10 protein-coding genes are annotated in these 12,154 nt (G+C 47.1%); all 10 read left to right on the forward strand.

The genetic code is table 11. The features are described from left to right. Window positions 1–134: 134 nt before the first annotated feature. A complete protein-coding gene (gene cobA / locus NP165_RS16770) occupies window positions 135–962 on the forward strand; it encodes a uroporphyrinogen-III C-methyltransferase (RefSeq protein ID WP_257085674.1) in 828 nt (275 codons plus the stop codon). Window positions 963–1,051: 89 nt separating this feature from the next. Beyond that, window positions 1,052–3,613 carry a nitrite reductase large subunit NirB gene (gene nirB / locus NP165_RS16775; protein WP_257085676.1) on the forward strand — a complete coding sequence of 854 codons (2,562 nt, stop codon included), beginning with the start codon at window positions 1,052–1,054 and terminating at the stop codon, window positions 3,611–3,613. A 60-nt stretch (window positions 3,614–3,673) separates the two neighbouring features. Further along, window positions 3,674–4,018 (forward strand): nitrite reductase small subunit NirD, encoded by a 345-nt coding sequence (gene nirD, locus NP165_RS16780; protein WP_257085677.1) that lies wholly within the window; start codon window positions 3,674–3,676, stop codon window positions 4,016–4,018. A 72-nt stretch (window positions 4,019–4,090) separates the two neighbouring features. Further along, the gene (locus NP165_RS16785) at window positions 4,091–5,560 is read left to right on the forward strand and encodes a NarK family nitrate/nitrite MFS transporter (RefSeq protein ID WP_257085678.1); all 1,470 of its coding nucleotides are present in this window, start codon (window positions 4,091–4,093) and stop codon (window positions 5,558–5,560) included. Window positions 5,561–5,682: 122 nt separating this feature from the next. Next, the gene (locus NP165_RS16790) at window positions 5,683–7,431 is read left to right on the forward strand and encodes a bifunctional protein-serine/threonine kinase/phosphatase (protein ID WP_257085679.1); all 1,749 of its coding nucleotides are present in this window, start codon (window positions 5,683–5,685) and stop codon (window positions 7,429–7,431) included. Between the two features lie 66 nt (window positions 7,432–7,497). Next, window positions 7,498–8,460 (forward strand): ABC transporter substrate-binding protein, encoded by a 963-nt coding sequence (locus NP165_RS16795; RefSeq protein WP_257085680.1) that lies wholly within the window; start codon window positions 7,498–7,500, stop codon window positions 8,458–8,460. A gap of 3 nt (window positions 8,461–8,463) precedes the next feature. Next, window positions 8,464–9,477 (forward strand): FecCD family ABC transporter permease, encoded by a 1,014-nt coding sequence (locus NP165_RS16800; protein WP_257085681.1) that lies wholly within the window; start codon window positions 8,464–8,466, stop codon window positions 9,475–9,477. Then, complete coding sequence (locus tag NP165_RS16805) at window positions 9,470–10,501, forward strand: FecCD family ABC transporter permease (RefSeq protein ID WP_257085682.1); 1,032 nt, start codon at window positions 9,470–9,472, stop codon at window positions 10,499–10,501. Before NP165_RS16800 ends, NP165_RS16805 begins: the two co-directional genes overlap by 8 nt. A gap of 28 nt (window positions 10,502–10,529) precedes the next feature. Next, entirely contained in the window at window positions 10,530–11,354 is an 825-nt protein-coding gene (locus NP165_RS16810; protein ID WP_257085683.1) for an ABC transporter ATP-binding protein, read from the forward strand. Continuing rightward, entirely contained in the window at window positions 11,347–12,126 is a 780-nt protein-coding gene (locus NP165_RS16815; RefSeq protein ID WP_257085684.1) for an IucA/IucC family C-terminal-domain containing protein, read from the forward strand. The genes NP165_RS16810 and NP165_RS16815 overlap by 8 nt, the downstream gene beginning before the upstream one ends. Window positions 12,127–12,154: the final 28 nt, after the last annotated feature.

Genomic DNA, 12,154 nt, shown 5'->3' on the forward strand with positions numbered 1-12,154 from the left:
AATTACGTGCTTTATATTTATAACTTGTTGATTAACAGGTTCTTATTAAATTATTTTTTGCTTTTATTTTTAGTGTGGCATTCAAGTTGCTTCGGTGAATTCATCAAAATTCGTTGAATTGCAGGAAACACGCTATGAAGACAAATCTAACTCAAGCGGGTCTTACCCAAACGGGAATCGTTACTTTAGTAGGGGCTGGCCCCGGAGACCCAGATCTACTAACCGTAAAAGCGGCAAGAGCTATTGGGCAAGCCAAGCTGATTGTCTTCGATAACTTAGTGAGTGAAGAAATTCGTTCGTTGTTTCCAGATACAGCGACCAAGTTGTACGTTGGTAAAGCCAAAGGTAACCACAGCTTAACTCAGGATGAAATCAACCAACTGATGATCAGATACGCACAGTCTGGTGTCGATGTTTGTCGCGTAAAAGGTGGCGATGCATTTGTGTTTGGCCGCGGTGGTGAAGAGATGCTGTTACTGGCCAAGAAGGGTATTTCGGTCGAAGTGATCCCCGGTATTACTGCCGCGTCGGGTTGTTCAACTTACGCCAATATTCCCCTGACTCACCGAGGGTTGGCTCAGGGATGTACGTTTATTACCGCACATGCGGACAAAGAACTGACGGCAAATTGGTCAGCACTCGCGACGCTTAACCAAACCTTGGTGATTTACATGGGATTGAGTAAGACCGAGATGATCAGTGACGCACTGATTGCAAACGGTATGGACGCAAACACTCCAGTCGCGTTTATCGAAAACGGTTGTACCCAAAACCAACGTGTTTTTACTGGCCGATTGGCCGAACTCACTCTAATAAAAGAGCAAAACCAAATTCAGTCTCCAGCGCTGATTGTGATTGGCGAAGTCGTGACTGTCGCCAACCAAATGCACTGGCTAGAGCAACTTAGCGAACGTTCAGGCAGTACGGATACTGCACCGCAACAGATGAAGCTGACAGCGTAGTTTTCAGAAACAGTAACTAAGCAGGAAAAGTACACAGCAAGAACTACGCAGCAAGAATGATTACGCATTTACGATTAGGGAAATAAAGTATGAGTAAACAAAGAGTCGTCGTCGTGGGCAACGGGATGGTTGGCCACAAGTTTATCGAAACAATGATCCAACGAGAGCGAGATGATGTTGAGGTGATTACCTTTTCAGAAGAGTCACGCTTGGCTTACGACCGTGTTCAATTAACGTCTTATCTTAGCGGTAAAACGGCAGATGATTTAGCGCTGACGGACGAAGCGTATTACGAGAAAAATGGCGTTAAGTATGTGGTTAATGAGAAAGTTGTTCAGCTTGATACTACAGAGAAAAATGTCATCACCGCAAGTGGACGTGTAGAGGCATATGACAAATTAGTGTTGGCAACAGGATCTTTTCCTTTTGTCCCACCGATTCCGGGCAACGATCAGGAACATTGCTTTGTCTATCGTACGATTGAAGATCTGGACGCGATCGAACTATCAAGCAAGCAGAGCCAAAGTGGTGTTGTAATTGGCGGAGGTTTGTTGGGGCTAGAGGCCGCTAATGCGATCAAAAACCTAGGATTGGAAACGCACGTTGTAGAGTTTGCACCGCGACTCATGGCCGTACAGCTCGAAGACGGTGGCGGTGCGTTGCTGCGTCGTAAAATAGAAGGCATGGGTGTGGCCGTTCATACCGAGAAAGCGACCACAGAGATCGTTGCTGGTGAAAGTGCTCGTTATCGCATGAACTTTACGGATGGCTCCCATTTAGAAACAGACATGATTGTTTTTTCGGCAGGTATACGACCGCAAGACGAGCTGGCTCGTAGCAGCGATATAGAGATCGGCGAACGTGGCGGGATTGTCATCAACAACTACTGCCAAACAAGCCAGCCTGATGTTTATGCCATCGGTGAATGCGCATTGTGGCAAAGCCAAATATTTGGTTTGGTCGCACCGGGATATCAAATGGCGAAAGTTGCGGTTGGCCACCTGCTTGGCGATGAACTTCCAGCAGAGTTTACCGGTGCTGACATGAGCACCAAGCTCAAGCTACTCGGCGTTGATGTGGCGAGTATTGGTGAAGTGCACGGTCGTACTGAAGGCGCGCAGTCGTATACGTACAACGATGAAATTGAACAAGTCTACAAACGCCTGATTGTTTCAGCAGACGGTAGCAAAATCGTTGGTGCCGTTTTGGTTGGGGACGCAGAAGCGTATGGCACTTTATTGCAACTGAAGCAAAATGATATGCCGTTGCCGTCTAACCCATCGGTTTTGATTTTGCCTAATGCGGCGGAAGATGACTCAGCCGCGATGGGAATCGATGCACTCCCAGACACAGCGATGATTTGTTCTTGTTTTGATGTTAGTAAAGGCGATATCAAACAAGCCGTCGCCGCAGGATGCACCACAATGGCGGAACTAAAATCGAGCACTAACGCGTCTACGGGGTGTGGCGGCTGTTCAGCACTGGCAAAACAGGTTTTGGATAACGAGTTGTTAAGCCTTGGCGTTGAAGTGAACAACGACCTGTGTGAACACTTTGCTTATTCACGCCAAGAGTTGAGTGACATTATTCGAGTCAACCAGATCAAAACCTTTGATGAACTGCTGCATAGCCACGGTTCTGGGCTGGGTTGTGAAGTGTGTAAGCCCACTATTGGCTCTATTTTGGCGTCATACTGGAATGACTATATTCTCGACGACAAACATGTCGAACTCCAAGACAGTAATGATATCTACCTCGGTAACATTCAGAAAGACGGCACTTACTCTGTTGTACCGCGTGTTGCTGGTGGTGAAATTACCCCTGAAAAACTGATCGTATTGGGTGAAGTGGCGAAAGAATTTGACCTCTACACCAAAATCACGGGTGGTCAGCGTATCGATTTGTTTGGCGCACAGCTCAATGATTTACCGCTGATCTGGAAGCGATTGGTTGACGCTGGGTTTGAGACTGGCCACGCCTACGGTAAGTCTGTACGTACGGTTAAATCTTGCGTGGGTAGCACTTGGTGTCGTTTTGGTGTGGGCGATAGTGTCGGCTTCGCAATCGACATCGAAAATCGCTACAAAGGCTTACGTTCTCCGCACAAAATCAAGTTTGCGGTTTCAGGCTGCACGCGCGAATGTGCCGAAGCGCAGTCGAAAGATATCGGCGTGATCGCGACTGAAAACGGTTGGAACCTGTACGTTTGTGGTAACGGTGGTATGCGCCCTCGCCATGCTGACTTGTTCGCTTCTGACTTGGATGACATCACGCTTATTCAATACATCGACCGCATTTTGATGTTTTATATCCGCACCGCTGACCGCTTGCAGCGTACTTCCGTATGGCTTGAAAACCTCGAAGGTGGTTTGGATTACCTTAAGAAAGTCGTCATCGAAGATAAGCTCGGCTTGTGTGAAGAACTCGAAAATGAGATGGCGGCCAATATCGCCAAATATCAGTGTGAATGGAAAACAACACTCGAATCACCAGAGAAACTCAAACGCTTTAACCACTTCATCAACAGCGATAAACGTGATGAGCGACTGAAGTTTATCTCAATGCGCGATCAGCGTTTTCCTGAGCCCTCGAAGATCAAGAGCCAGAGAAAGAGCGAACAACAAAAGATTGAAGTGGTGGAAGTGCAATAACCGCGACTTCAACCTACCCAAAGATTACTTAATACGATTTAGCATCAAAGGAGACTCACAATGGAAAACTGGGTAACCATCTGTCAGGTATCTGACTTAGTACCTAATGCCGGGGTATGTGCATTGGTCGTCGATCAGCAAGTGGCGATATTTAGCTGCACCCGTACTGGCTCGCTTTATGCGGTGTCAAATTATGACCCAATCGGCGATGCCAATGTACTATCGCGAGGCATTATCGGCTCACTCGACGGTCAGCCTTATGTGGCTTCCCCGCTCTACAAACAGCACTTCCACTTGGAAACCGGCGTTTGTTTAGAAGAACCGCATTATCAAATTAAAACCTATCCTGTCCGTGAATATCACGGCTCAATACAGGTTCAATCGGCGCTTTCGCAAGCCGCCTAACGACCTTTAGTTGCGCCAACCAGACTTTGCGTTGGCGCGCCTTGAAATGGATGACTTAAAAAGGACTGACACATGGAAAGCAGTAAATTCTCTATTTTTTCATTCAAAGGGAAGATGAAAATCTTGCACCTGAGCTGGATGGCTTTTTTCATCACGTTTGTTGTGTGGTTTAACTTTGCGCCGCTGTTGCAAATGGTGAAAGAAACCCTCGGACTGACCACTGAGGAAATCAAAACGCTCTTGATTCTCAATGTGGCACTCACGATACCAGCGCGAGTCGTGATAGGTATGCTCACGGATAAATATGGTCCTCGGATCGTGTATTCCGCTCTACTTGCGGTCTGCTCAATCCCTTGTTTTATGTTCGCTTTCGCAGACTCGTTTATTCAAGCCGCTATCGCACGCTTCTTGCTTGGCTTTATCGGCGCAGGTTTTGTGATTGGTATTCGCCTCGTATCGGAGTGGTTTCCCCACAATGAGCTGGGTACGGCCGAAGGCATTTACGGCGGTTGGGGCAACTTTGGTTCAGCAGCCGCAGCTTTCACACTACCGACAGCAGCTCTGATGTTTGGTGGCGAAGACGGTTGGCGCTACGCGATTGCGGTCACGGGTGTGATGAGCTTAGTGTTCTCTGTGATTTTCTATCGTAGCGTGTCCGATACACCAAAAGGTTCTACTTACTTCAAACCTAAGCACTTATCTGCGATGGAGGTGACCTCGAAAGGCGACTTCTTCTTTCTATTGCTGATGAAAGTGCCGATGTATGCCGTGTTAGCACTACTGGCATGGAAGCTGTCTGACGCAGGTATCGGAATGTTGTCTGACATCGCAGTAAACTCGATTTACGCGGGTTTGATTGCGCTGTATTTGGTTGAAGTAGCACAAGTCTGGAAGGTGAATAAAACCGTATTTGAAAAGCCCGTTGAAGAGATGCATCAGTACAAATTCAAACAAGTGGCGGTACTGAACGTGCTCTACTTTGCGACCTTTGGATCTGAACTGGCGGTCGTTTCAATGTTGCCATTGTTTTTCTCAGAAACATTTGAGCTTTCGCCAGTATTGGCAGGCATGGTGGCATCGGCGTATGCCTTTATGAACTTGATGTCGAGACCGGGTGGTGGTTGGATTTCGGATCGCTATGGCCGTAAACCTACGCTACTGATTTTAACCGCAGGTCTTGCGGTGGGCTACTTCGTGATGGGACAAGTGGGCAGTGAATGGCCGATTTGGCTGGCGGTAGCGGCGGCGATGGCATGCTCGTTCTTTGTTCAAGCGGGCGAGGGTGCGGTGTTTGCCACAGTGCCGCTGATTAAGCGTCGTATGACGGGCCAAATCGCTGGCATGACGGGTGCTTACGGTAACGTTGGTGCGGTGACTTACCTGACCATTCTGTCGTTTGTTGACTACCAAACGTTTTTCTTTGTCATCGCAGGTACGGCAGTTATTGGTTTTATTGCGCTAATGTTTATGGAAGAGCCAAACGGTAAGATCGCTGAAGTGAACGAAGATGGTAGCGTGACGCTGATTGACGTCTCGAATTAAGAGATTATGAAATCGGGAGATGCGTGAGTCGCGAAGAATCCCCCGTTCGTGTCTGACGCATCGTTCAAAAGCTCAATGTCAATTGGGCTTTTGTTCTTCCACCATTTTAACGAAGAGCGTCTATGAATCTGAGCAAAAATAAGCATTTCCCCCAGCTTTCATTGGAGCATGGAGGAACATCGTTAACAGGCACACGCGCCGAAAACCAAGATGCCATTCTGGTCAAAGTCCCCCATGACACTAACGTATTGGCACACAAAGGTATTGTCGCCTGTATCGCGGACGGCGTCAGTTGCAGCGATCATAGTCAAAAGGCCAGTCATACCGCTGTGGTGCAGTTTATTACTGACTACTACGCAACGCCCGATAGCTGGAGTGTTAAACGTTCAGCCAGCCAAATTCTGACGTCTCTCAATTCATGGTTATATGAAGAGGGAAGTAAACAAGGGCTATCACACAACGGTTTGGTGACCACCTTTAGTGCCATCATTTTTAAATCTAACACTGCGCATTTGTTTCACGTTGGTGATACGCGTATTTATCGACTCAGAGGCAATAAATTACATCGACTCACAAACGATCATCAGCGAACCAATTTCGGTAAAAGTGCTTATCTGACACGCGCTCTCGGTATGGATAACAAACTGGATGTGGACTATCAGACACTGTCATTGAGAGAAGGGGATAGGTTTGTTCTAACCTCAGACGGTGTCCACGACTATCTAGACCATCAAATGCTGACTGATATGGTGGCATCGACTACTGAAGACATATCAAAGCTCACTCAAAAACTGTGTGAGTATGCACTGAGCAGTGACAGTCAAGATAATCTGAGCTGTTTAATTATCGATATTCGCCAATTGCCCGAACACTCACTGCTGGAACATCAACAAGCAGTGCTAATGCGGACACTCCCTCCTGCATTAGACATTGGCAATCGCTTGGACGTCTATCGCGTTGAGCGCATCCTTTATGAAGGGTCGCGCAGTCACGTATATCAAGTGGAGGATGAGGAGAGTGGAAGGCAAATGGTGATGAAAGTGCCGTCTGTCCAATACAGTGACGACAGGGAATATTTGATCAACTTTGCCAACGAATATTGGGTGGGTTCTCAGCTCAATAACGAGAGGGTAATGAAAGTGTTCCCGACGCCGAAAGACTCTAAATTTACCTATCAGTTATGTGAGCTGGTGGAGGGGGTAACATTACGACAATGGATGTACGATAACCCCAACCCAGACCTTCAACGTGTGCGTACGATCTTAAGTGAGCTGGTCAAAGCAGCAAGGGTGTTTCAGCGTGCGGATATGGTGCATCGCGACCTTAAGCCAGAAAATGTCATGATCACACCATCAGGTGGCGTAAAAATCATCGACTTTGGCGCAGTGAAAGTGAAGGGCTTGGAAGAGATCTCTCCTGAAAGTCAGGAAGGAACACCGCTGGGGGCGGTGAATTACATTGCGCCTGAATACATCAATAATGGTGAAGCGACAACTCAGTCAGATCTGTTCTCGATTGCCGTGATAGGGTTTGAAATGCTGACAGGCCAACTGCCGTACAAGTCTACTAACACTCAGAACCTACAATCGGCAAGGCACGTGAAGTGGGACTATCGCTCTGTACGTTCTTATCGGGAAGACATTCCATTATCGGTTGATCTCGCATTTCGCAAAGCGGTTCATCATTTGCCCTCACGACGTTATCAAGTGTTGAGTGAGTTTGTTACAGACCTACACACTCCAAATAAAGCATTGCAAGCAGAGTTCAAAGAACGCCCGTTACTGCAGAGGAATCCGGTTTTGTTCTGGAAGACGACGGCATTAATCGCAATATCTGTCGCTGTTTTAGAATGGCTATTTATTTACAACTAATTGCATATATAACTAATAATCATTACTATTTGCATCCTGTGTGAGATTTAAACAAGGATGTCAATTTTGCGATTCGCTTTTCATGCGCAGAAACAAGGAATTCAGTTTCTGATTTGCTCTTTTATTTTTGCTTGGAGTTCGGTGGCCAATGCCTCTCAAGATAGTCCGCTTTTAGTACAACATGCGATGGGGCAGAGCACTGTACCCGCTAAAGCTCAGCGAGTCGTTACTCTTTTTCAAGGCGCGACAGACAGCGCAGTGGCATTAGGTATAAAGCCGGTCGGTGTTGTTGAATCTTGGGCTGAAAAACCCATGTACCAATATCTTAGAAAGGATCTAGACGGCGTAAAATACGTCGGTTTGGAAACCCAGCCCAACTTAGAAGAGATTGCTGCGCTGAAACCGGATGTCATTATTGGCACCAAAGTCCGCCACGAAAAGATTTTTCCTCAGCTACAGAAGATAGCTCCGACAGTACTTGCGTCAACGGTTTATGATTTCCAATATTCACTGGAGTTAACGGGCGAAGCGACCGGACGAAAAGCACAAGCTGAGATCATTTGGAACCAATGGAAGCAGAGAACGCACAACCTACGTGAACAGTTGCGCCAAAAACAGGCGAACTGGCCTTTATCTGCGTCAATACTCAATGTTAGAGCCGATCATCTACGTTTGTATTTGGAGGAAAGTTTTCCAGGGGCGGTGTTGAAAGATATTGGCTTTCAGTTTCCTATCGAAAGCAATGGGCGTTCTGGATGGGGAATGAAGTTAAAAACCAAAGAAGCGCTGCCGAGTGTGAATGCAGATGTCTTTTTTGTCCTTCTTCACTCTGATCAACCTGTTGTTGAACAAAACTATCAATCTTGGGCGTCTCATCCTTTATGGAATATTTTAGAGGCACCACGACACAAACAGGTTTACGAAGTCGATAGCGTAACTTGGGTTCTATCTGGCGGGATATTGGGAGCAAACCAAATACTCGATCAGCTCGCTGATATTTATCAGTTACCAACGTTAAAAGATGAGTAACTGATGCTATTGCCCAGAAATAACAACTTGGCGCGATGGGGGATCATTGTCTTATCGGTCGGAACCCTCATTATTGCGTCGGTTTCCAGCATGACATTTGGTCAGTATCCCATTTCCTTTGGCCAAGTACTGGCTGCTTTTTGGCACTACGACCCAACATCAATCGAGCATGTGATTCTCACAACGACGAGACTCTCGAGAAGTCTTGTCGCTGTTTCTGTTGGGGCTTCTTTAGCCGTTGCTGGCGTGTTAATGCAAACGCTCACTCGTAACCCTCTCGCATCTCCAGCGATATTTGGTGTTAACGCGGGTGCGATCTTTTTTATCGTCCTTTTCTCACAGTTTTTTGTGATTGCTTCAATGAACTTATTTTTCTGGAGTGCATTTTTTGGCGCAGCGGTTGCCGGGGCATTGGTCTATGGCTTGGGGAGCATGGGAAGAGATGGGACGTCGCCAGTACGAATCGTATTAGCAGGAGCCGCGATTTCCGCACTGTTCATTTCCTTTACCCAAGGCCTATTGGTTCTCGGACAAGAAGGTCTCGATAGTGTGCTTTTTTGGGTCGCTGGATCGGTGTCTGGGCGTGAGCTAGACGTTGTATTACCTGTGTTGCCTTATCTATTGGGCGCTATCGTGTGTGCGATGATACTCGCACCACACATTAATATACTGCTTTCCGGAGACGACATAGCAACAGGTCTGGGACAAAATACACTGGGCTTAAAAGTGCTGCTTAGCGTACTGATTATTGGCTTAGCTGGGGCCTCAGTCGCGTTGTCTGGCAACATAGGTTTTATTGGCCTGATTGTGCCGCATATGGCGCGTTCGGTGGTCGGAAATGATCATAAATGGTTGATTGCTCTAAGTGCGCTATGGGGCGCGACTTTATTGCTGTTGGCCGATGTTCTAGGACGTTCTTTATTAGAGCCTGACGAAATCCCCATTGGCGTTATGACCGCCTTAATAGGCGCTCCTTTCTTTGTTTATTTAGCGCGTAGAGGGAACCGGTATGAATAAACCGTTGGTGGTTCGCGCTCGTTATCTGTCTTTCTTTGTTTCGCCCACAACCATAGTCGCTAGCCTGTCTATCGCTGCCATGACCACTTTAGTGATACTGCTTGCGCTCTCTTCTGGGTCACAATGGTTGAGTCCACAACAGGTCGTGACTGAGATTTTCATTGGCGATAATTCTGAAATTAACATTATTCTCGAGACACTTAGGCTTCCTCGCACTTTGATGGCCGCTCTGGTTGGGGCGGGTCTGGCCACATCAGGTTTAATTCTTCAATCGGTCATTCGGAACCCGTTGGCATCGCCAGATGTGGTCGGTATGACAAGCGGCGCATCCGCTGCGGCAGTGGCTTTTTTGTCTTTTTTCCAAATGAGTTACGGCATCGAATGGTTGCCCATATTTTCTATTGCGGGCGCGCTTTTTGCTTCAAGTCTCATCTATTTGCTTGCGTGGCGTAATGGCGTCAGCCCGATGAGGATGATCTTAGTCGGCATTGGCATCTCTGCCATTATGGGGGCATTGACGACGTTTGTTATTTCTATCAGTTCGACCTCAACCAGTATCTCTGCGTATATCTGGTTAACTGGTAGCGTTTATGGTGCGAATTGGAGTGATGTCCAAGCGCTTTTACCGTGGCTATGTGTAGGCCTGATGATTGCCCTAGCGTTTTCGCGTCGTATCAATGCGTTGGAGTTGGGCGATAACTTAGCGACGGGGCTAGGACTCTCAGTACAAAGAGTCCGATTGGTTCTGGTTTTGCTGAGTGTTGTCCTTGCTGCACCAGCGGTTGCCTATTCCGGTGCGGTTGGGTTTGTGGGGCTTATTGCACCGCATATTGCACGACGTTTGGTGGTCAGAAGCTTTGCCGTGTTGCTACCTGTTACCGCATTGATTGGAGCCTGTTTGGTTGTGCTGGCTGATTTATGTGGACGGATGTTATTCCAGCCACTTGATATCCCGGCAGGCGTGTTTGTTTCAGCCATAGGCGCACCATTTTTTATCTACTTACTCTTCCGACAACGATTTTAAATACAACTCTACGAATGGGAAATACACCATGTCTATCAGCAGTTGCTCTAACCCGTTATCAACCAAGAATTTGGCGTTGGGTTATCACAATGACACGATTATCAAGTCACTTGATTTAAACATCGAACCGAACCAGATCACCGTGTTGGTCGGAGGGAATGGGTGTGGAAAGTCGACACTGCTAAAGTCCATGGCGAGGTTACTCACACCGAAATCAGGAGAAGTGACTTTGCACGGAAAAGACATTAACCGTATGTCCGGTAAAGAAGTGGCTCGTCGTCTTGCTATCTTGCCACAAGGGCCAACAGCGCCCGAAGGTTTGACGGTAGAGCAGCTTGTGCGACAGGGCCGCTATCCCCATCAAAACTGGCTACAGAGCTGGACTGAAAGTGATGAAAGACTGGTTTATAAAGCGCTTGAAGCAACAAATATGCTGGAGCTAGCCAATCGCCCGATAGAAGCGTTATCCGGAGGGCAACGGCAGAGAGCATGGATTGCGATGGCGCTAGCGCAAGACACCGATATTTTGTTGTTAGATGAGCCCACAACCTATTTAGATTTAACGCATCAAATTGAAGTTTTGGACTTGCTGTTCGAACTCAATCAAACGCATCAAACTACTATTCTCATGGTGTTGCACGACCTCAATCTCGCCTGTCGTTACGCTCATCAAATGATCGCGGTAAAAGACGGCACTGTATTCAGGCAGGGGCCACCTGAAGAAATCTTAGATATCGACATGATTGAAGCGGTTTTTGGCATGCAATGTCATCTCGATCGTGACCCGCTTTTTGGTACACCCATGTGTGTTCCAAAAGGTAAGGGACGAAAGGTGCATCAACACAATGAGTGAGCACGAAACGGACGTTTTATCAAAAAACGAGTGGGATACGCTTTCTCGCTTTGGTTTGAAACAGCAAACACACGCGTTTGGCCCAAATCATCTTGATTCCAGATGTTTGTTAGATCCACAACAATGCCTCTCGACACTTGAAAAGATTATGCCTGAACTTGGTGCGCCCGATCTTAAAGTGACGGCATCGCTGGTGATTAAGCGGATTGCTTTTTTGGCGCTTGCCCCAACGTTGTACGCGATGTCGGTATACAACAAAGGGCTAAATCTATCGATAAACAATAGCGTATTTGACTACCAGTTGGACAACCGCTTTTGGCAAAACGGAATGCCGTTAAAGAATACGACGGTTCGGCTTGCTTCTGGTGAACGCCAAAAATGGCGAGACGAAGTACTGCATCACGTTTTTGCTGAGCATTTAACACGGTTGGTTGAGCAGTTTTATGACGTAACCGGAGTGTCGCAACGAATACTGTGGGAGAACATCGCGGTTCGTGTATTTAGTATTTATGAAAGGCGAATACTGCCCGATGTGACGTGTGCGCTCAAAGAGACCGCAGAAGAGGATCTGGCATTTTTGGTTGATGCAGATACGCATCACATCTTTGCTATGAAAGAAAATCCATTGACGCGTTTTTATCGTAAGAAAACGCTGTTTGGCGAGCCACCAGAACCGATCAGAATGAGACGGACGTGTTGTTACTACTATCAAGCAACAACCCCTGAAGTCTACTGCTCAAACTGCCCATTGTTATTAAAGAGTAGGGAGTAACAATGAGCACCCCATCATCGGCAGTGCT

The sequence above is a fragment of the Vibrio japonicus genome, from assembly GCF_024582835.1.
Classification (GTDB): domain Bacteria; phylum Pseudomonadota; class Gammaproteobacteria; order Enterobacterales; family Vibrionaceae; genus Vibrio; species Vibrio japonicus.

What these genes read in the sequence shown, in the direction of transcription:
- cobA (WP_257085674.1), top strand. Translation starts at nt 135, where the DNA reads ATGAAGACAAATCTAACTCAAGCGGGTCTTACCCAAACGGGAATCGTT.
- nirB (WP_257085676.1), top strand. Translation starts at nt 1,052, where the DNA reads ATGAGTAAACAAAGAGTCGTCGTCGTGGGCAACGGGATGGTTGGCCAC.
- nirD (WP_257085677.1), top strand. Translation starts at nt 3,674, where the DNA reads ATGGAAAACTGGGTAACCATCTGTCAGGTATCTGACTTAGTACCTAAT.
- NP165_RS16785 (WP_257085678.1), top strand. Translation starts at nt 4,091, where the DNA reads ATGGAAAGCAGTAAATTCTCTATTTTTTCATTCAAAGGGAAGATGAAA.
- NP165_RS16790 (WP_257085679.1), top strand. Translation starts at nt 5,683, where the DNA reads ATGAATCTGAGCAAAAATAAGCATTTCCCCCAGCTTTCATTGGAGCAT.
- NP165_RS16800 (WP_257085681.1), top strand. Translation starts at nt 8,464, where the DNA reads ATGCTATTGCCCAGAAATAACAACTTGGCGCGATGGGGGATCATTGTC.
- NP165_RS16805 (WP_257085682.1), top strand. Translation starts at nt 9,470, where the DNA reads ATGAATAAACCGTTGGTGGTTCGCGCTCGTTATCTGTCTTTCTTTGTT.
- NP165_RS16810 (WP_257085683.1), top strand. Translation starts at nt 10,530, where the DNA reads ATGTCTATCAGCAGTTGCTCTAACCCGTTATCAACCAAGAATTTGGCG.
- NP165_RS16815 (WP_257085684.1), top strand. Translation starts at nt 11,347, where the DNA reads ATGAGTGAGCACGAAACGGACGTTTTATCAAAAAACGAGTGGGATACG.